This window comes from Paracoccaceae bacterium (genome assembly GCA_012103375.1).
In the GTDB taxonomy this organism is placed as follows: domain Bacteria; phylum Pseudomonadota; class Alphaproteobacteria; order Rhodobacterales; family Rhodobacteraceae; genus WLWX01.
The window spans coordinates 3,495,107-3,514,502 of sequence record WLWX01000001.1 but is presented as its reverse complement, the minus strand read 5'-3'; the positions used below and the strand labels follow the sequence as shown (position 1 = coordinate 3,514,502).

Here is a 19,396-nt window from a genome sequence, read left to right as displayed (position 1 = left end):
ATTGAATCAGCGCCATAGCCCTCGATCAAGCAGGAGTTTTTCAACAAAATTGGCGCTGCGCAATCCTTCGGCAAATTCCGGATTGTCGGCCAGATACATATAACCGTAACTCTGGAACGGAACCTCCGGAACACGCGGATCATCATCCATATAGGCGCGAAAGTTTTTCACGTAATCGGCGGCGAATTGCGAAATGCGGATGTTTATTTCGCTGCTGAATTGCTGACGCATGCAACTGTTGGTGTGTGCGGTTGAAGAATTTTCGTAACTCGGGTCCATTTCCACAACCAGAATTCGACCGTCGAAGTCCGAATTACCTGACAGGAAATGCGCGACCGATGACCCAAGCATTGCGCCGCCGATAATAACGACGTCGTATGTTTCAAAAGCCGGAGAGTCCAATTTTATCATTCCGCACCCTCGTCAGTGGGGTCAAATCCGTAAACCTCACGTGCGGTGGTTTCGGAAATATACCCGCGTTCCAGATCCCGCCGGACAAGCGCGCGATTGCGGGTTTCCGGATCACCGTATCCGCCGCCACCAGGAAAGGCGAGCGTGACACGTTCACCATGCGGCACGAATTGCTTGCCTTTGCTGCGCATCGCTGCGCCGTCACTGCGCGAAATTTCGGTCGGTGCGCCGGGCGCACCGCCGTGGCGGCCCAACGCCGGATGGGCGGCGCGGTCGAACATCGCTGAAAAGTCGAACTCGTGACCTTCAGCGGCACCAACTTCCATGAATTGCCCCAATCCGCCGCGCTGTTTCCCGGCCCCACCACTGTCGGGGCGCAGTTCCTTCCGCCAGATGATCACCGGTCCTGTATGCTCGGTCGCCTCGACCGGCATAGTCATAACGCCCGAGGGGAACGCCGTGGCGTTCAGCCCGTCAAATGCCGGGCGCGCGGCAGATCCGCGATCCTTTGCAAAGTTGCGCGTTTGGAATTGCGAAAGATGAACGCGGCAATTCCGGTCAGATCGGTCAGCGAAAATTCGACCATCATCGTCTGTAGGCGGCGGTGCCCAACCTCATTACAAGTGGCAAGCGCGTGGATGTCACCGACCACCTGATCGGGTTCGCGGACATTGGCGCGTACAATGGCAATCAGGCTCTGATTCACCTGACCTTGATCTGCAAACCGCATGATGGGGATTTGCAGCCCCTCTTCATACAGGCTGTTGGCATCCGCCCCGAAGCCGCGCCCGCCGATGTCGACGATATGGGCGGTACAGGCGAAAAAACCGATCAGCGCGCCCTGGAAAAACGACGGGGTGACGACGGTGATGTCATGCAGATGACCGGTGCCTTCCCAGGGATCGTTGGTGATATAGACGTCGCCTTCGGCCATGGTGTCACGGCCGATACGCCGGATGAAATGGGCCACAGCCTCGGCCATGGCATTGACGTGACCGGGCGTGCCCGTCACCGCCTGTGCCAGCATCTGGCCCTGATCGTCATAGACCCCGGCGGACAGGTCGCCCGCTTCACGAACCGAGGTTGAAAAGGCGGTGCGGATCAGCGCCTGGGCCTGTTCTTCGACCACCGAGATCAGACGATTCCACATGACCTGATTGGCAACGTCAGACTGACTCATCCGGGTGTCCCCCCGCGGCTGATATCAATGCTGCCGTCTGATTGGGTTACGGCGGTAAATCCGGTCGGAACAATGATGGTGGTTTCATCTTCGGTGATGACGGCCGGACCGGCAAGGCGGGTGTCGGGGGGCATGTCACTGCGGGGTACGGCTGTGGTGGGGCCGGGAAACAGCGCGGCATATTCGGCCTCAAACAACCTCTGGAAGGTGACCGCGTCCGGGCGCGCGGCCTGGTCAGTGGTTAGGGGCACGGGAATCTCCCACCCCTGACCGCAGTAGCGCATGAAGGCACGCGCAGTCGCGCTGATGCGGGCATCGGCATCGCAGGTGCGGACAAGGGCTGTCGCCTCGGCCGTGAGGTCATTCAGGACGGTTTGTGCCGCTTCAGGGTCGAAATCGGACAATCGCATATATGTGCTGCGCGACGATTCAAAGCTGAACGGCGCGCGCAGGAAGCCGATGGCAGATCCGACGCCTGCCCCGGCCGGAACCAGAATCCGGTCGATCCCCAGTTTCTGCGCCAGCCGCCCTGCATGGAGCGGTGCCGCACCCCCGAATGCGATCATCGTATACCCTGCCAGATCTTCGCCGTTTTCGACCGCATGCACCCGCGCCGCGTTGGCCATGTTTTCGTTCACAACCTCGGACAGGCCGAATGCGGCTTCGGTCGCATTCATCGACAGGGTGTCGCCGATATCCGCGCTCAGCGCCGCAGCGGCGTTGCCGGAGTCGAGGGGGATGGTTCCGCCTGCAAACCCATCCGGGTCCAGCCGCCCAAGCTGTAGGTCCGCATCGGTGACGGCGGCGCGGGTTCCGCCCCTGCCGTAGCACGCCGGGCCGGGATCCGAACCCGCACTTTGTGGGCCGACACGGATCTGGTTCAGCGCATCCACATGGGCCAGCGATCCGCCGCCGGCCCCAATCTTGACCATGTCGATCACCGGGATCGAGATCGGCATCCCCGACCCTTTTTTGAACCGATAGCTGCGCGCAACCTCGAACACCCGCGCGGTCTTGGGGGACATATCGCGGATCAGGCAGATCTTGGCGGTGGTGCCGCCCATGTCAAAGCTCAGCACCCGGTCCAGCCCATGGCGCTTGGCCAGAGTCGCGGCGAACATCGCGCCCCCGGCGGGGCCGCTTTCGACCAGACGCACGGGGAATTCGGCGGCACTTTCGACCGAGATGATGCCGCCGCCCGAGTGCATCAGGAACACCGGGCATGTGGCCCCGACATCCGCCAGCCGTCCGCGCAGGCGGCCCAGATAGCTGGCCATCAATGGCTTGATATAGGCGTTGGCGACTGTGGTGTTGAAGCGCTCATACTCTCGCATCTGGGGCGGAACTTCGCAGGACAGCGACACTGATACGCCGGGAAGCCGCTTTGTCAGAACCTCGGCCACCATCCGTTCGTGGGTATCGTTGAGGTAGGAATGCAGCAATCCGACCGCGACACTGTCATAACCCGCCGCTGCGATCTGTTCGACCAATGCGTCAACTTCGGCCCGCTCAAGCGGAATCAATACGTCGCCCGTCGCTCCGATCCTTTCGCGCAGCGTGAAGCGGTGCTGACGCGCCAGCAGCGGTTCGGGCAGGGTCAGGTTCAGGTCGTATTGTTCAAACCGGGATTCGGTGCGCATCTCGATCACATCGCGGAACCCTTGCGTCGTAATCAGCGCCGTATTCGCGCCACGACGTTCGATCAGCGCATTGGTCGCCAGCGTGGTCCCATGGATGATCTGCCCGATCTTTCCAGGCGGAAGGCCGGCCTTGGAACAGACCTGATCCAGCCCATCCAGAATGGCGGCTTCGGGCGCGTGGTGCGTGGTCAGCACCTTGGTCGAAAAGAACCCGGTCCCGGCCTCTAGCACCACATCCGTAAAGGTGCCGCCGATGTCCACTCCCAGGCGATTGGCAGCCGCCATGCCGTTTTGCCCCCCGCTTGATGCGCATGAAAACTCTGACCAGATGCACCCGCATTTGAAAAGGCCCAACTTGATGCCTTGCCAAGCCTGCGCGTTCCCGTACACCAGAACGTAACCCGTCTGACCTGAAGGATGCCGTGTATGATTGAACTTTACACATGGACAACGCCGAACGGGCGGAAAGTTTCGATCTTGCTGGAAGAACTGGGCGTGCCCTATACCGCCCATGCAATCGACATTTCCAAAGACGAACAATTCGCGCCGGATTTCCTGAAGATCGCGCCGAACAATCGGATCCCGGCAATTGTGGATTCCGAGACCGGGCAGGTGCTGATGGAATCAGGGGCCATCATGTTGTATCTGGCTGACAAATATCAGGAGTTCATCTGCACCGGGTCGCAATACTGGCGCATGCTTGAATGGCTGATGTGGCAAATGGGGGGCCTTGGCCCGATGCTGGGTCAGACACATCACTTCGTCAAATACAACAAAGGCAAATCCACCTATGCCGAACAGCGGTTCGCGGCCGAGGCACAGCGTCTTTACAAGGTCCTGAACACACGGCTTGCCGATCGCGACTATCTGGCTGGCAATGGGCGGGGTGACTACACCATTGCCGATATGGCCTGTTGGCCCTGGGTATCGCGTTTCGAATGGCAGGACGTTGATCTGAACGATGTCCCGAATGTGCGCGACTGGTATTCGCGCATTGCCGAACGGCCCGCTGTTCAGAAGGGATATCAGGTTCCGAAATTCACCGCAGAAATACCGATGCCCTGACCGGCATCGCGGGATGTCTGTTGGCTGAGGATGGCCCGTCTTTGCAGCAGGCTGACCGTGAAACCCCCCGAATCCCCGCCCCCGAAATCAGGCGGATTCCTTGCGAGATCCGGTGCAGGATCAACGTCCGGCAGGCGACAAACCGCCCCCGGTATCCTTAAGTTGCGTCAAAGAGTCCTTGGTTGCGCTAACAAGGAACGCTTGGGTTCCCAATGCGATTTTTGCCGCTATGACTTGTCCCGGATACTGGGAACCTGGGGCTGTCAATTATGAATCATGGGCGTGTAAATCCGGAATTCAAACTCGAGGATCAGGGCATCTCGGGCCTTGGGGCGGTTTATTACAACCTGACTGAACCTGACCTCGTCTCGCACGCGGTGAAACGGGGCGAGGGTGAACTTGGGATTGGCGGCACAATGCTGGTCAACACCGGCAAGTTTACGGGGCGCTCCCCGAAGGACAAACATGTCGTTGTGTCGCCCACCACGGAAGATGTGATCTGGTGGGATGCCAATGCGCGCGTGGACCCAGAGGCATTCGGTCAGCTGCGCGATGATATGTTCGCGCATATGGCGGGCAAGGACTATTACGTTCAGGACCTATATGGTGGGGCCGATCCGCTGCATCGCATCGGTGTGCGCGTCGTGTCCGAGCTTGCCTGGCACAACCTGTTCATCCGTCACATGCTGATCCGCCCGCAGCGGGACAATCTGGATGACTTCACTGCCGACTTTACGATTGTGAACTGTCCCAGCTTCTTCGCCGATCCCGAACGCCATGGCTGCCGGTCCGAAACCGTTGTCGCGATCAATATCGACGAAAAGATGATCCTGATCGGCGGCACGGAATATGCCGGTGAGAATAAGAAATCGGTCTTTACGCTGCTCAACTATCTGTTGCCCGAAAAAGGCGTGATGCCGATGCATTGTTCGGCCAATCATGCGGCAGGCAATCCGGTCGACACCGCGATTTTCTTCGGGCTTTCGGGCACCGGCAAGACCACGCTGTCTGCGGACCCCGAGCGCATCCTGATCGGCGACGACGAACACGGCTGGTCGGATCGCGGCACCTTCAACTTCGAAGGCGGCTGCTATGCCAAGACCATCAACCTCTCGCCCGAGGCTGAGCCCGAGATTTTCGCCACCACAACCATGTTTTCGACCGTGATCGAGAATATGGTCTATGACGAAGAAACCAAGCAGCTCGATTACACCGACGACAGCCTGACGGCGAACATGCGCGCCGCGTATCCGATGCATTACATCGCCAATTCGTCGGATACCGGCCTGGCCGGGCATCCCAAGAATGTCATCATGCTGACCTGCGATGCCTTCGGCGTTCTGCCCCCGATTGCCCGGCTGACCCCGGCGCAGGCGATGTATCATTTCCTGTCTGGCTTCACCTCGAAAGTGGCCGGGACCGAACGCGGCGTGACCGAGCCCGAGCCGACGTTTTCCACCTGTTTCGGTGCCCCCTTCCTGCCGCGCCGCCCTGAGGTTTACGGCCAGTTGCTGCAAGCCAAGATCGCCGAGCACGGCGCGACCTGCTGGCTGGTGAATACCGGCTGGACGGGTGGCGCCTATGGCACGGGTGAGCGGATGCCGATCAAGGCGACGCGGGCGCTGCTGGCCGCGGCCCTCGACGGGTCATTGGAAGGGTGCAGTTTCCGCCACGATCCCAACTTCGGGTTCGAGGTGCCGACGACGGTTCCGGGCGTTGACGATTCGCTTCTGGACCCGCGCGGCACATGGGCCGATCCGCAAGCCTATGACGCGGCGGCGGACAAGCTGGTCGGGATGTTTTCGGCCAATTTCGAACAATACCTGCATCATATCGACGAAGACGTGCGCGCCGTCACCATCGGCTGAGGGTCTACATCATCGCCGTGATGATCCGGTCGCGGTTGAAGGGCATATCCGTCACCCGCGCACCGACCGCATTGTGGATTGCCGAGGATATCGCCGCCACCACCGGGCCCTGCACCGCCTCGGCGCAGCCAAGCGGCGGGTCATCGGAGCGGTCGATCAGGCGTACCGCAATCTCTGGCACTTCCGAGAATGTCAGGATCGGATAATCAAGCCAGGTTTCGGTCGCCACGCCCGCGCCATCAAAGCGCAGCTGTTCCTTCAGCCCCCAGCTGATCGACTGGATAATCCCGCCTTCGATCTGATTGATCGCGCCGTCGGGATTGATAACCTCGCCCATGTCGATCGCGGCCGAGACCTTGCTGACGCGCACGTCGTCATCCACCGCCACGCTGGCCACGATTGCGGCATAGGCGGCGCTGTTCTTGTAACGCGCGAAGGCCAGGCCCCAGCCGGTGCCGTCATCGGTAACGCGGTGGGTCCCGGACATCTCCATCACCGTGCGGATCACCGCCTGCGCGCGCGGATCCTCCAGATGGGTGATGCGCAGTGCGGCGGGGTCCTGACCGGTGTCGCAGGCGATGCGGTCGATCAGCGCCTCGATCGCCAGCACATTGACCGTCGCACCAAGCCCGCGCAGGGACGAACTGCGATAGGGCAGATCGTGGACCAGCCGTTTGGTCACCCCGACCGATGGAATGGCGTAATAGGGTATGCCGTTGCGATCCGCCCCGCCGCCCCGTTCGGGCCCCAGATCTTTCGAGATCGGGAAGGGAATCGACTTAGCCAGCTGCGTTCCCGCCAGCAGGTTTGGCGCGCCTTGGGTGCCGGGCCGGTTGGCATGGGGGACGCTGTTCACCTGCACATCGAATGCCTGAATGCGCCCGGTTTCATCCACCTCTGCCTGCGCAGTCGTCGCCATTGCAGGACCAAGCGGCGCGTTGCGAAACTCCTCAGCGCGGCTCCAGACGACCAGCACGGGCCGCCCGGGAACATGGCGCGCCAGAATGGCCGCATCCATCGCCGCGTCATCTGCGCCGTTGTGACCATAACACCCGGCACCGGGCGTGTGCATGACCGTGATTTGCCCGGCGTCCAGCCCCAACACGCGGGCCATTGCGCCGCGCAATGGGAACACACCTTGCGAGTGTGACTGTACCGTCAGACGATCCTTATCCCACAAGGCCAGTGCCGCTGACGGCCCGATCGAACCATGCGACAGGAACGGACGCGTCGCGGTCAGTCCGAAACTCTGGTGCGCGGCGGCGCGATCCCCGGCTGCGCGGACCACATCGGCGGGACCATCAGCGCAATGGACGATTTGCGACACCGTCCCCTCGGGCCCGGCGGGCGTGTCCCACTGCGTATTGCGCAGCGCCCAGTCCTGCGCGCGAACGGCCTGCCAGCTTGTCTGCGCAAGCAGCCCCAGAAAGGACCCGTCGCGCACAACCGCGACGACGCCGGGACGTGCGCGCAACGCCTCCAGATCGACCGAGGTCAAATACGCCCCGACGGCGGGCAGGCGCACCATGCGACCGTGCAGCATTCCTTCGGGGCGCAGGTCGTGGACAAACGGCGCGCCCAGCACCCGCGCTGACAGATCTATGCGCGGCGTCGATGTCCCGGAATAGATGCGGTCTGCACGCGGCAGCGGATCAGCGTGGTCCGCCACGGGCACATCCAGATCAAGGGCCCGGCCGATGGCGTGCAGATCTTCTGTGCTGGGAACACCTAAGTGCAGGATCGCCCCGCCCCGCACCGACAGGTCAGCCACCGCCGTATTCAACCGCCGCGCAGCCTCGGCCAGGACCAGAACGCGCGCTGCCGAGGTCGCGCGCCGCAAGCTGATCCCGCCGACCGAGATTGACATGCTGCCCGCCGTATAGCCTTCGTCCGGTGTTTGCGCGGTATCGGCAGGGACAAGCGAGATGTCAGACGGATCAAGGCACAGTTCATCCGCGGCCATTTGCAGCAACGCGGTCTGATTGCCCTGCCCCAATTCGACGCGCCCGGTAAAAACGGTTACGCGGCCATTATCCTCAAACCGTACCCAGTCCGAGATCAGATGGCCCGATCCAGCCTGACCGTTCATGTCGACGCCTTTGCGACAACCGCAGAAATCGCGCGCAGAATTCGCAGATGCGCCCCACAGCGGCACAGGTTGCCGTCCAGCGCCGCGCGGATCTCTGCGTCGTTGGGTGTGGGATTGGCATCCAGCAGCGACTTGGCACTGATCAGGATACCCGGCAGGCAATAACCGCATTGCGCGGCCTGTTCGTCCAGGACCGCCTGCGCCAATGGGTGAAGCGCAGCGCCATCGCGGCCCAGGGATTCGATGGTTTCGATCCGGGCCCCTTCAAGCGCATCAACCGTCAGGTCACAGGCGGTGACGGCTTTGCCATCGACAATGACCATGCATGCGCCGCAGGTACCCTGCCCGCATCCAAAGCGTGTCCCCATCAGACCGAGTTGATCGCGCAGGACATAAAGCAATGGGGTTTCGGACGTGGCGTCCACATGCGTCGCTTCGCCGTTGATCTGAAGCAAAAAGGGCCGAAGATTGTCCATGCGGCCAAAAAGTAATTTGTTTCGCCGCCTCGGGCTATCCCCAATCGACCACCCTTCATTGCCACTCGGACTGCTTGCCATCCTCGACAAGGAAGGACGTAAGGTTGGCGTTTCGGAGACTGCTTTAAGGTTCCGGAATGAACGGGAATTCAAGCGACACAGACGCGCCGACGTCCGACGCGTCAATCGTCAGATGCCCGTTGTGATTTTCCGCCACGCGCGCCGCAATCGGCAAGCCCAACCCGCTGCCCGGACCATTATTGGCCTGACTGAACCGACTGACGGCCAGCGCGTGATCTGCGGGCGCAATTCCGATACCATCGTCCCGGATGCTCAGCCTGGCCATTTCAGAATTGGCGGTCAGGGTTACGTCGATCTTCGACACATTGCGACCGCCATGGGTCACCGCGTTGCTGAGGACGTTCAACACCGCCTCGCTGAGCATCAATGGATCACCAAGCATCGACACGGGGTGTGCAGGTACGCTGCTGGTGAGTTTGATGTCGCGGTCGCCGTGTTCGGCTTCGAATCTTTCGATTGCACCCCTGACAATGGCCCCAAGCTCGATCAGTTCCCCACTTGTCGCAAGATCCGCACCCCTTGCACGTTCGAATGACAAAAGCTGATTGGTCAGATGCGTGGCATTTCTGGCGGCGGCCACCAGTTCGGTACTCCGGGCTTTTGCGGCTTCGGGCGTGGGTGCGTTTTCGACTGCCTCGGCCATGGCAAGGACCCCCGCAATCGGGTTGCGCAACTGGTGGGCGGCGTTGGAAATGAACTCGTCCTTCGAACTGATCCGGCGCGAAACGCGATCCAGCAGGGTGTTCAGGGTTTCGACGATGGGTTGCGCTTCGACGGGGACATTGCGGCGGATCGGTTGCAACTCGCTTGCGGTGCGTTTTGCGATCGCGTCTTTCAGATCCAGAAGCGGTCGCAGCCCAAGGCCGACGCCGAACCAGACGATCAGGGCGACGGACAGCAAAAGCAGACCGATGACGGCAATCGCGCGGGTAACGACGTCACGGACGAAGGAGGCACGGATATCCATGTCCTGCCAGACCGAGATGGTGAACAGCCCGGTGACGCGATCGACAGTTGTGGCATCCTGATAGCGCAGTACACGGACGTCGCGGCCTTGATAGATCGCGTTATAGTACAGCGGTTCGGCCAGATCCTCTTGCCCGATAGATGGTGGTGTGGGGGGCGTTGCGTAACCTGTTACGAAAACGCCGTCAGGGGCATAAACGTGATAAAACAGATCCCCGCCCGAGGTGTCATTGATCAACTGGCGTGTCGCAGGGCTGAGGGCATCGCCGTCCGACAGTGCCACGTCACGGGAAATCGCGAGTGCGGCGGAAAACAGACCCCGGTCGAAGATTTCCTCGGCCCGGTGCGAGGTATTCCGGAATTGCCAGGCAGCTGCCGCGACCGAGACCAGCAACAGCGGGGTCAGGATGATGACGATCAGTCGGGTCCGCAGGGATTGCGCCATCAGGCGTCCGCCAGAAGCTGATAGCCAAGGCCGCGCTGTGCCTTGATGGTGATGCCATAGGGCCTCAGCCGGCCCCGGATCCGCGAGACGTAGACCTCGACCACCTTTTCCTCGACATCCGCGCCCACGCCATAGGCATAATCCAGAAGCGCCGTTTTGCTGACCAATCGGCCACCGGCGGACAACAGACACTCGAACACGGCCAGTTCGCGGCGGGGCATTTCGACGGGTTCGTCCTCAACAAAAAGCTGACGCGCGGTGGCGTCGAATGAAAGCTGACCGATGGTCTGCAACTGGCGGTGCGGCACCGTGCGGCGGCGCGACAATGCCCGGACGCGGGCATTCAACTCGGCCATCTCAAAGGGTTTGATCAGGTAATCATCGGCACCCGCATCCAGCCCGGTGATCCGGTCTTCGATCTCGGCACGCGCGGTCAGAAGGATGACCGGGCGCGGATCATCGCGAAGGCGCAGCGTTTTCAGCAAGGTCAAACCGTCGGTGCCGGGAAGATTGATATCCAGGATCACCAGGTCAGAGGTATCGGAGGCCAGGAATGCCTCGGCCTCGGACCCGTCGTGCAAAAGGTCGACGGCGTGGCCTGCGTCTTCCAGGCTATAGGCAATGCCTTTGGCCAGGCTGATGTTATCCTCGACAACCGTGATGCGCATTTTTTCGGGCCTGAAAGTTTCATGCAAGGTTCGCAGGTCAGGGTTTGGACATCAACCGGGCAGGGACGTCCCGGTGATTCTGTTTTTCAGGTCGCGCCTAACAAGGGGCGATCGTATCCTAGGGAGGAACCTATGTCCTTTATCAAAACCACACGTCGTGTGGCTTCCAGCCTTGTGGCCGCCGCCGCAGCGACGTTTTCGTTTCAAGCGCAGGCAGGCGGTCACGGCATCAACCTGACCGGCAAGACCGTTGAATGGATCATTCCGTTTTCGGAAACTGGCGGATCGGCCAAATGGGCCAACTTCTATGCGCCGCTTCTGTCCGAAGCGCTGCCCGGTCAGCCGACTGTTGTTGTGAAATTCATGCCGGGTGCCGGATCGACCAAAGGCGCGAATTGGTTCCAGGAGCAATCCTACGAAGATGGTACGACGATCTTCGGTTCGTCCGGGTCCACGCAGTTCCCGTTCCTGTTGGGTGATCCGCGCGTCAAGTACGACTATGCCGACTGGAATGTTGTTCTGGCCTCGGGCACCGGCGGTGTCGCTTATCTTCCGCCTGACATGGCCGCCAAGATGGACGGACTGGACGCAACGGGCCTTCAGGGTGAAGACTTCATCTATGGCAACCAGGGCGCCACGCGTCTGGACCTTGTGCCGACACTGGCCTGGGAAATGCTGGGTCTGAACGTCGAAAGCGTGATGGGCATCAAGGGCCGCGGCGACGGCCGCCTGATGTTCGAACGTGGCGAGGCCAACATCGACTATCAGACATCCTCGTCCTACCTGAAAGGTGTCACGCCTCTGGTCGAGGCTGGCACAGCCGTCCCGATGATGAGCTGGGGTGCGCTGGACGCCGATGGCAACATCGTGCGCGACCCGACGTTCCCCGATATGCCGACGTTCAAGGAAGCCTGCGAAGCCACGCCTGCTTGTGAAACTTCGGGCGAAAAGTGGGATGCCTGGAAGGCCTTTTTCATTGCAGGTTTCCCGGCACAGAAGATGGTGTTCCTGCCCAATGGCGCGTCAAACGATGCAATCGTGACCTACACCAAAGCGTTTGAAGAGGTGAAAGCCCGCGCAGATTTCGCCGAAATCTCGGCCGGTCGTCTGGGTGTATACCCGCAGATGACGGGCGACGCGGCCAAAGGCGCGTTGACAAGCGGCACGCAGGTTCCCGCATCGGCCAAGGCGTTTGTCGTTGGTTGGCTGGAAGAGCGTTACGGCGTGACGCTTAAGTAACTTTGCTTTTGGAACGCCCCGCCCGTATCGGCGGGGCGTTTTACCAAGCAAAGACAGCGGGCGGACACTCATGGATATTATCGCAACCGCATTGCCTGCCTTGGGCGACGCCTGGGCGCTGATCCTGCAACCGGTCGTGCTGGGCTACCTCGTTCTGGGCGTCGTCATGGGCCTGTGCGTCGGTGTCTTTCCGGGCCTCGGCGGTATCGCCGGTCTGTCGCTGTTGTTGCCGTTCATGTTCGGGATGGACCCGATCCTTGGTCTTGCCTTGATGGTGGGCATGGTCGCGGTGGTGCCCACGTCTGACACATTCGCATCGGTTCTGATGGGGATACCGGGGTCATCGGCGTCGCAAGCCACTGTGCTGGACGGGTTTCCCATGGCCAAGAAAGGCCAGGCGGCGCGGGCCCTGTCGGCGGCTTTTGCCTCATCCCTGTTCGGCGGGCTGGTGGGCGCAAGCTTCCTGACTGTCTTTATTCTTGTTGCACGCCCCATCGTGCTGGAATTCCGCACGCCCGAGCTGTTGATGATCACGGTCTTTGGTCTGTCCATGGTGGGCATTCTGGCGGGGCGCGTTGCGATCAAGGGGATCGTCGCGGCGGGTCTGGGCATGCTGATCGGCACGATCGGCGAGGGCGCGTCGTCGGGCGATCTGCGGATGTCGTCCTATGATTTTCCCTATCTGACCGACGGGCTGAAGCTGGTCATCGTTGGTCTTGGCATCTTCGCCATCCCCGAGATCATCTCGCTTCTGCGCCAGGACCGCGCCATCGCCAAGGAGCAGGCTCTGGGCGGCGGTTGGCTGGACGGCGTGCGGGACTGGTTCGCCAATATCTGGTTGTCGGTGCGCTGTTCGATCATCGGTGTCGTGGTCGGCGTCATCCCGGGCCTTGGTGGCTCGGTCGTGGACTGGATCGCCTATGGCCATGCGGTGCAGACCACCAAAAACAAAGAGAATTTCGGCAAAGGAGAGGTTCGCGGCATCATCGGGCCGGAAAGTTCCAACAACGCCAAGGAGGGCGGCGGGCTGGTGCCGACCCTGCTGTTCGGCATTCCCGGCTCTGGGTCGATGGCGATATTCATTGGGGCGATTGCCCTGCTGGGATCCGGGCAGATCGAGGTTGGCCCGGCGATGCTGAAGAACAACCTGGATATCACCTATTCCATCGTCTGGCTGCTGGCCCTGGCCAATGTGGTCGGCACGGTGATCTGCATCGCCGCCTCGGGCGGGATTGCAAAGTTGACGACGATCCGCTTCGCCCTGCTGGCGCCGTTCCTGTTCATGATCATCAGCTTTGCCGCTTTTCAGTCGGGCCAGAACCTAATGGACCTTGTGGCGCTGTTTGCCATCGGGTTCCTGGGGATCATGATGCGCCGCTTCGACTGGTCGCGTCCCGCCTTTCTGATCGGCTTCGTTTTGTCGAACCCGGCGGAAACCTATGCCAACCAGGCACTGCAGATCGCGCAATCGCGGTTTCGCAAAGGGCTGGGCGAGGGGCTGGATTATATCTTTTCGCCAATCGTCATCGTCTTGCTGATCATCACGGTTGTCTCGGTCGTGGTCGGGCTGCGGCAGGCCAAGAACATCATGGCCGAAGGCAACGTGCAGTCCGGCACCAAGCGCGCGCCGTTCATCTTCCTGGCCGTGGTGACCGGGTACATAGCCTATGCGTTCTATGACGCAGCCGCGATCCCAAGCTTCAGCCGCGACCGGACCTTCCCGATGTTTGTCGCCGGGGTTTGCCTGGTTGGTTGCGCCATCCTGATCATCCGCATGATGCTGAAGCCCGAGACTGATACGATCTTCGCCGACCGTGAGGTCGACGGAGAGGACGCCGAGGCGACCCACAGCCTGTGGCCAACCATTGGGTGGTTTGCAGCACTGCTGATCCTGACCTCGCTTCTGGGATTCATCCTTGCACTTGCGCTGTTCCTGTTTGCGTTCCTGAAGATCCGCGCCGGTCTGGGCACCACATTTGCGGCGGTTTACACAGCGGTTGGGATTGCGTTCATGTGTGTCATGGCTGGACTATTGAACCGGGATTTCCCGCCGGGGCTGCTTCAGGATTACGCTGATCTGCCGTGGCCACTGTCATGACCCAAACCGCGATACCATTTCTTTTCATGCGCGGCGGCACCTCGCGCGGGCCGTATCTGAACCGGGCGGATCTGCCCGAGGATCTGGATCAGCTGGCCGAGGTGCTGATTGCAATTGTCGGCTCGGGCCATCCTTTGAACATCGACGGGATCGGCGGCGGTGTGGCGGTGACCACCAAGGTCGCGATGTTGTCGGCGTCGCAGGACCCTTGGGCAGACGTGGATTACTTCTTTGCCCAGGTCAGTGTCGAGGATCGGCTGGTCGACTTCAAACCGACGTGCGGAAACATCCTGACCGGTGTTGGCCCAGCAGCGATCGAGATGGGGTTGATCCCGGCGCTGGACGGCGAAACACCGGTCAGAATTCGGGCGGTGAACACCGGCGCGAAAGTGGCGGCGGTGGTTCAGACGCCGGGTGGCGAGGTTCTGTATGACGGCGCGGCGGAAATTGACGGTGTGCCGGGGACAGCAGCGCCCATAGCCCTGCAGTTCATGGAAACCGTTGGCGGCGCGACCGGGGCGTTCCTTCCAACGGGAAATCTGGTTGATCAGATCGACGGGATCGCCGTCACCTGCATGGATGTCGCCATGCCCATGGTGATCGCCAGGGCGGAAAGCTTTGGGCTGACGGGCTATGAAAGTGCCGCCGTGCTGGACGAAAACCGGGCGTTCTTTGCGCAGATGGAGGCTGTGCGGCTGAAGGCGGGTGTGTTGATGGGGCTGGGTGATGTGTCCACCTCGGTCGTGCCCAAGTTTGGCCTGCTGGCGCGGGCACAAGGGTCCGGCACGATCGCAACCCGATATTTTATGCCGTGGAATACCCACCCGACGATGGCCGTCACCGGTGCGCAGTGCCTTGCCTCCTGCGTTCTGACGCCCGGCAGCGTGGCGGACGGCATGTCGCGATTGCCGAATGAAACCCCGGCAAAGATCGTTCTGGAGCATCCAACGGGGACTATCGACGTGGTCGTGGACTATGCGGCGACAGCGGGCGGGACGGTGATCAAATCGGCGGGGTTGATCCGAACGGCGCGCAAACTTGCCTCTGGCACGGTGTTTGTTCCGCGCTCGGTCTGGAAGGGGAATTGACTTCTTCGCGGGTTTTGGTATGCCGTTGTATACAATCATCAGGGAGAGGTATCATGTCGGAAACCTTTGAGGACTGTATCCTTGCCGCGCGGGCCGAATTGGCGGAGGCGCGTCAGATTCTGCAAACTGAAATTTCATCCTACCCGTCGCCGATTTCCGGGTGTGACGCGCAATTCAACCACATGCTGGGCGAGCGGCAGAAGGTGCTGGCGGCAATCCGATCGCTGGAAGATTTTGTCTTTGTTCCGACACCACGCGCGCCCACGCCTGAGACACGTATCGAAAGCCGATGAAGGTTCATATCCTCGACGACTGGTTCGACACGCTGCGCGGCTTGCCGTGTTTCCGGTTGCTTGACGGGCATGACGTTACAGTCTGGACCGATCATGAACCGGATCCGACCAAACTGGCCACGCGGCTGCAAGAGGCCGAGGCCATTGTTTTGTTTCGTGAGCGTACAAAGATCAGCGCCGCGCTTCTGGAACGATTGCCGCGGCTGAAGCTGATCTCGCAACGCAGTGTTTATCCTCATGTGGATGTCGCGGCGTGCAGCGCGAACAACGTGCTTTTGTGCTCCCACATGCATTCCGACACGCCATCCTATGCGGCGGCCGAGATGACGCTGGCGCTGATGCTGGCAAGCTATCGTCAGATCCCTGAACAGGCGGCCTCACTCAAAGCGGGCAATTGGCAGATGGGGGTTGGGCGGACGTTGCGCGGGCGGACCCTGGGTCTTTATGGCTATGGGCGGGCGCGGGCGCGGGCGGATGGGAAAATGGTGCCGGACAGTCGCGCGGCCTTCTTTGCAACCAGCGACATTGTCAGCCTGCATGTCCGCCTGAAACCCGCCACCAAAGGGATAGTCACCGCCGGTGATCTGGCCGCCATGCAGCCCCGCGCCTTGTTGGTGAACACGTCGCGGTCGGGCCTGATCGAAACCGGCGCGCTTGAGGCAGAGGTTGCGCGTGGGCGCATCCATGCCGCCATCGACGTGTTTGATCCTGAACCGATGCGCGACACCGAAAACATCCTGGCCACCCATCCGAACGTGCTGGCCACACCGCACATCGGCTATGTGACCGAAGACGAATTCGATCTGCAATTCAGGGATATCTTCGAACAGATCAACGCCTATGCAGATGGCGCGCCGATCCACATGATCAACCCCGAGGTTCTTGCGTGAGCCATCCCGACATTGTTGTGATCGGCGGCGGCAATGCGGCCCTTTGTGCGGCCATGACGGCGGCTGAGGCAGGGGCGCGGGTGCTGATACTTGAGGCCGCGCCGAAACCCTATCGCGGTGGCAACTCCCGGCACACACGGAATTTTCGCTGTATGCATACTGGCCCCCTTGGCCCCTTGGTCGAGGATTACGCAGAGGACGAGTATTTCGAGGACCTGTTGAAAGTCACCAAAGGCAAGACCGACGAGGGACTGGCGCGAATGGTGATCCGCGGGTCCGAGGAATGCCTGCCCTGGATGATCGACCACGGCGTGCGGTTCCAGCCGTCCTTGTCCGGCACACTGTCGCTGGCGCGCACCAACGCGTTCTTTCGCGGTGGCGGAAAAAGTCTGGTGAACGCCTATTATCGCACCGCCGAAGGGCTGGGCGTCGAAGTGAAATACGACGCCAAAGTCACGCATCTTGAGGTCGACGGCGACCGGATCTCATTCCTCGACTACACGCACGAAGGCGCCACGCATCGCGTTTCCCCGAAATCGGTCGTTGTGGCCTCGGGCGGGTTTCAGGCCGATACCGATTGGCTGGCCCGCGCCTGGGGGCCTGCGGCGAAGAATTTCCTGATCCGGGGGACACCCTACAATCGTGGTCTGGTGCTGGCCGATCTGCTGGATCAGGGCGTCGAGCAAGTCGGCGACCCGACCCAATGCCACGCGGTGGCCATTGACGGGCGCGCCCCGAAGTTCGACGGCGGAATTGTCACGCGGCTGGACTGTGTGCCGTTTTCGATTGTCGTGAACCGCGATGCCCAGCGGTTCTATGACGAGGGCGAAGACGTCTGGCCCAAGCGCTATGCGATCTGGGGGCGGCTGGTCGCGGATCAGCCGGACCAAGTGGGCTATGCGATTATCGACGCCAGATCCCTGGACCTGTTCATGCCGTCGGTGTTCCCGCCGATCAAGGCGGATACGCTGGATGAATTAGCGGGCAAAATGGGCTTGCCGCCCAACAAACTGCGCCAGACTGTGGACGCGTATAACGCGGCCTGCGGTGACACGTCCGCCTTTCACCCGACCGAGCTGGACGGCGTGGCAACCACCGGGCTGACGCCGCCCAAGACGAACTGGGCGCGGCCGATCACGAAGCCTCCTTTCTATGGCTATTCGCTGCGCACCGGAGTCACCTTCACCTACCTTGGTTTGAAGGTCGATGCCCGGGCCCAATGCAGCATCGGCAACCGCCCCGTCACCAACCTTTGGGCGGCGGGTGAAACAATGGCGGGCTCGATCCTGGGGCAAGGGTATCTGGCCGGGTTCGGCATGACCATCGGCACGGTCTTTGGCCGCATCGCAGGACGGGAAGCGGCAAATCATGCAAATTGAGTTGATCCAGGAAGCGCGCCGTCAGGCCGAGATTTGCAATGCCTGCCGGTATTGCGAAGGCTACTGCGCGGTCTTTCCCGCGTTGCAGGCAAACCGCGCATTTTCGGACGGAGATATCACCCAGCTTGCCAACCTCTGCCACAACTGCCGGGGATGCTTTTATGCCTGCCAGTACACCGCCCCGCACGAATTCGACCTGAACCTGCCCGCAGCACTGGCCGAGGTCCGTCACGACAGCTGGGAAAGTTTCGCCACTCCGCAGTCCTTCGCCAAGGCCTTTCAGAAGAACGGAATGTTGATTGCCATCGCGTCGGTCCTCGCCTTCGCACTGATTTTCATTTTGGCAAAGTGGCTGGGCGGTTCAGGCGACGGCCCGGGTTTCTATGTGGTCATGTCACACGGCCTGATGGTCGCGATCTTCGCGCCGGCCTTCCTTTTGCCGCTTGTCAGCCTTGCGATCAGTCTAAGGCGATACTGGCACGCGGTCGATGGCGGCCCGGTGACATTGGCGCATATCAAGGCAGCACTGCGGTCTGCCGGTGACATGCGCAACCTCGCCGGGGGCCACGGTGACGGATGTAATTTCGAAGACGAAGACCGGTTCACCCAAGCACGTCGCGCCGCGCATCAGCTGGTGCTTTTCGGGTTTCTCTTGTGCTTTGCCAGCACCAGCGCCGGAACGATCATGCACTATGTCTTCGGCCTGCATGCGCCATACGGGTTCTGGTCGCCACCCAAACTTCTAGGCGTGCCGGGCGGCATCATGCTGACATTTGGCGCGGCCTGGCTGTTCGCCCTGAAACGCCGCGCCGATCCGCACCTTGGCGCGGCCTCCGCCTGGGGTGGTGAAGTGGCCTTCATCGCGCTGCTTGGCTTTGTCGCCTTCAGCGGGTTGGCGCTTTATGCACTTGGGTCAACCGAATTGATGCCGGTGCTTCTTGCGCTGCACCTTGGCGCGGTCCTCACATTCTTCCTGCTCACCCCCTATACAAAAATGGCCCACGGTTTTTACCGTCTGGCCGCCCTTGTTCGCGACGCACAGAGATAGCAATTGCCTTTTATTTAAGTCGGGACGACTACCACCCGCCGAAATAATTTTTCTCGGACAAATGTGTGACAAAATGTATGGCAGCCGATAGGGAACGTTAGCCGACACCGGCAAATTGAACTCAGGCTAGGACTCAAACATGAAGCTTCCCAATATCTGCGAAAACAGGGCAACAGGCCGGATCATCTTGGCGATTGGTTGCACCTTTGTTTTGGCGAGCTGCGACGCAGAGACATGGAAGATGATTGCGGATACGGGGAACGAAAGCCTTAGTGACGATCCGTATTTTAATCCGGCTCCTGCGCCAAGTTACCCGGCCTATGCTCCCAATAGCTCTTCACCAATTTCCGACCCTAACCATCGTTGCTCAAGAACCGCTTGCACGAAGTAACCACTTTTAGGTGAGCACGTGGCAAAGAGATGCGGTCAAATACCCGACTTTGTTCGGGCAAGTTGTTGTTCGGCATGTCTT

15 protein-coding genes and 1 pseudogene are annotated in these 19,396 nt (G+C 60.9%); 9 read left to right on the top strand and 7 right to left on the bottom strand.

What is annotated here, in order from left to right; translation table 11 throughout:
* Positions 1-6 precede the first annotated feature (6 nt).
* The 3 genes and pseudogenes from GKR99_17985 to GKR99_17975 all read right to left on the bottom strand — a co-directional run bounded on the left by GKR99_17985 (position 7) and on the right by GKR99_17975 (position 3,516).
* Entirely contained in the window at positions 7-411 is a 405-nt protein-coding gene (locus GKR99_17985; protein NKB29336.1) for an FAD-dependent oxidoreductase, read from the bottom strand.
* Positions 408-1,591: pseudogene (locus GKR99_17980) on the bottom strand (hypothetical protein). Before GKR99_17980 ends, GKR99_17985 begins: the two are co-directional and overlap by 4 nt.
* A complete protein-coding gene (locus GKR99_17975) occupies positions 1,588-3,516 on the bottom strand; it encodes a hydantoinase/oxoprolinase family protein (GenBank protein NKB29335.1) in 1,929 nt (642 codons plus the stop codon). The pseudogene GKR99_17980 and the gene GKR99_17975 overlap by 4 nt, the downstream one beginning before the upstream one ends.
* Before the next feature lie 141 nt (positions 3,517-3,657).
* Between GKR99_17975 and GKR99_17970 the strand changes: the two genes are divergently transcribed.
* Together GKR99_17970 and GKR99_17965 are read left to right on the top strand one after the other, a co-directional pair.
* On the top strand, positions 3,658-4,296 hold the full coding sequence (locus tag GKR99_17970; GenBank protein NKB29334.1) for a glutathione S-transferase: 639 nt from the start codon (positions 3,658-3,660) through the stop codon (positions 4,294-4,296).
* Positions 4,297-4,565: 269 nt separating this feature from the next.
* Entirely contained in the window at positions 4,566-6,164 is a 1,599-nt protein-coding gene (locus tag GKR99_17965; GenBank protein ID NKB29333.1) for a phosphoenolpyruvate carboxykinase, read from the top strand.
* A 4-nt stretch (positions 6,165-6,168) separates the two neighbouring features.
* On the opposite strand, the gene GKR99_17960 is transcribed toward GKR99_17965, so the two are convergent.
* The 4 genes from GKR99_17960 to GKR99_17945 all read right to left on the bottom strand — a co-directional run bounded on the left by GKR99_17960 (position 6,169) and on the right by GKR99_17945 (position 10,889).
* A complete protein-coding gene (locus tag GKR99_17960; protein ID NKB29332.1) occupies positions 6,169-8,253 on the bottom strand; it encodes a molybdopterin-dependent oxidoreductase in 2,085 nt (694 codons plus the stop codon).
* Entirely contained in the window at positions 8,250-8,729 is a 480-nt protein-coding gene (locus GKR99_17955; protein ID NKB29331.1) for a 2Fe-2S iron-sulfur cluster binding domain-containing protein, read from the bottom strand. The genes GKR99_17960 and GKR99_17955 overlap by 4 nt, the downstream gene beginning before the upstream one ends.
* Positions 8,730-8,853: 124 nt before the next feature.
* Entirely contained in the window at positions 8,854-10,221 is a 1,368-nt protein-coding gene (locus tag GKR99_17950) for a sensor histidine kinase (GenBank protein ID NKB29330.1), read from the bottom strand.
* Positions 10,221-10,889, bottom strand: a complete 669-nt coding sequence (locus GKR99_17945; GenBank protein ID NKB29329.1) for a response regulator — start codon at positions 10,887-10,889, stop codon at positions 10,221-10,223. Before GKR99_17945 ends, GKR99_17950 begins: the two co-directional genes overlap by 1 nt.
* A gap of 132 nt (positions 10,890-11,021) precedes the next feature.
* Here GKR99_17945 and GKR99_17940 point away from each other — a divergent pair, with 132 nt between their 5' ends.
* From GKR99_17940 to tcuB, 7 genes are all read left to right on the top strand, one after another.
* On the top strand, positions 11,022-12,128 hold the full coding sequence (locus GKR99_17940; GenBank protein ID NKB29328.1) for a tricarboxylate transporter: 1,107 nt from the start codon (positions 11,022-11,024) through the stop codon (positions 12,126-12,128).
* A gap of 70 nt (positions 12,129-12,198) precedes the next feature.
* Complete coding sequence (locus GKR99_17935) at positions 12,199-14,226, top strand: tricarboxylate transporter (GenBank protein NKB29327.1); 2,028 nt, start codon at positions 12,199-12,201, stop codon at positions 14,224-14,226.
* Entirely contained in the window at positions 14,223-15,314 is a 1,092-nt protein-coding gene (locus GKR99_17930) for a 4-oxalomesaconate tautomerase (protein NKB29326.1), read from the top strand. The genes GKR99_17935 and GKR99_17930 overlap by 4 nt, the downstream gene beginning before the upstream one ends.
* Positions 15,315-15,367: 53 nt before the next feature.
* Positions 15,368-15,607: a hypothetical protein gene (locus tag GKR99_17925; GenBank protein ID NKB29325.1), complete on the top strand. Its 240-nt coding sequence runs from the start codon at positions 15,368-15,370 to the stop codon at positions 15,605-15,607.
* Positions 15,604-16,497, top strand: coding sequence for a D-2-hydroxyacid dehydrogenase family protein (locus GKR99_17920; GenBank protein NKB29324.1), 894 nt, complete (start codon positions 15,604-15,606; stop codon positions 16,495-16,497). The genes GKR99_17925 and GKR99_17920 overlap by 4 nt, the downstream gene beginning before the upstream one ends.
* Positions 16,494-17,876, top strand: coding sequence for an FAD-dependent tricarballylate dehydrogenase TcuA (gene tcuA, locus GKR99_17915; protein ID NKB29323.1), 1,383 nt, complete (start codon positions 16,494-16,496; stop codon positions 17,874-17,876). The genes GKR99_17920 and tcuA overlap by 4 nt, the downstream gene beginning before the upstream one ends.
* Positions 17,866-18,924: a tricarballylate utilization 4Fe-4S protein TcuB gene (tcuB, locus tag GKR99_17910; protein ID NKB29322.1), complete on the top strand. Its 1,059-nt coding sequence runs from the start codon at positions 17,866-17,868 to the stop codon at positions 18,922-18,924. The genes tcuA and tcuB overlap by 11 nt, the downstream gene beginning before the upstream one ends.
* Positions 18,925-19,396 lie beyond the last annotated feature (472 nt).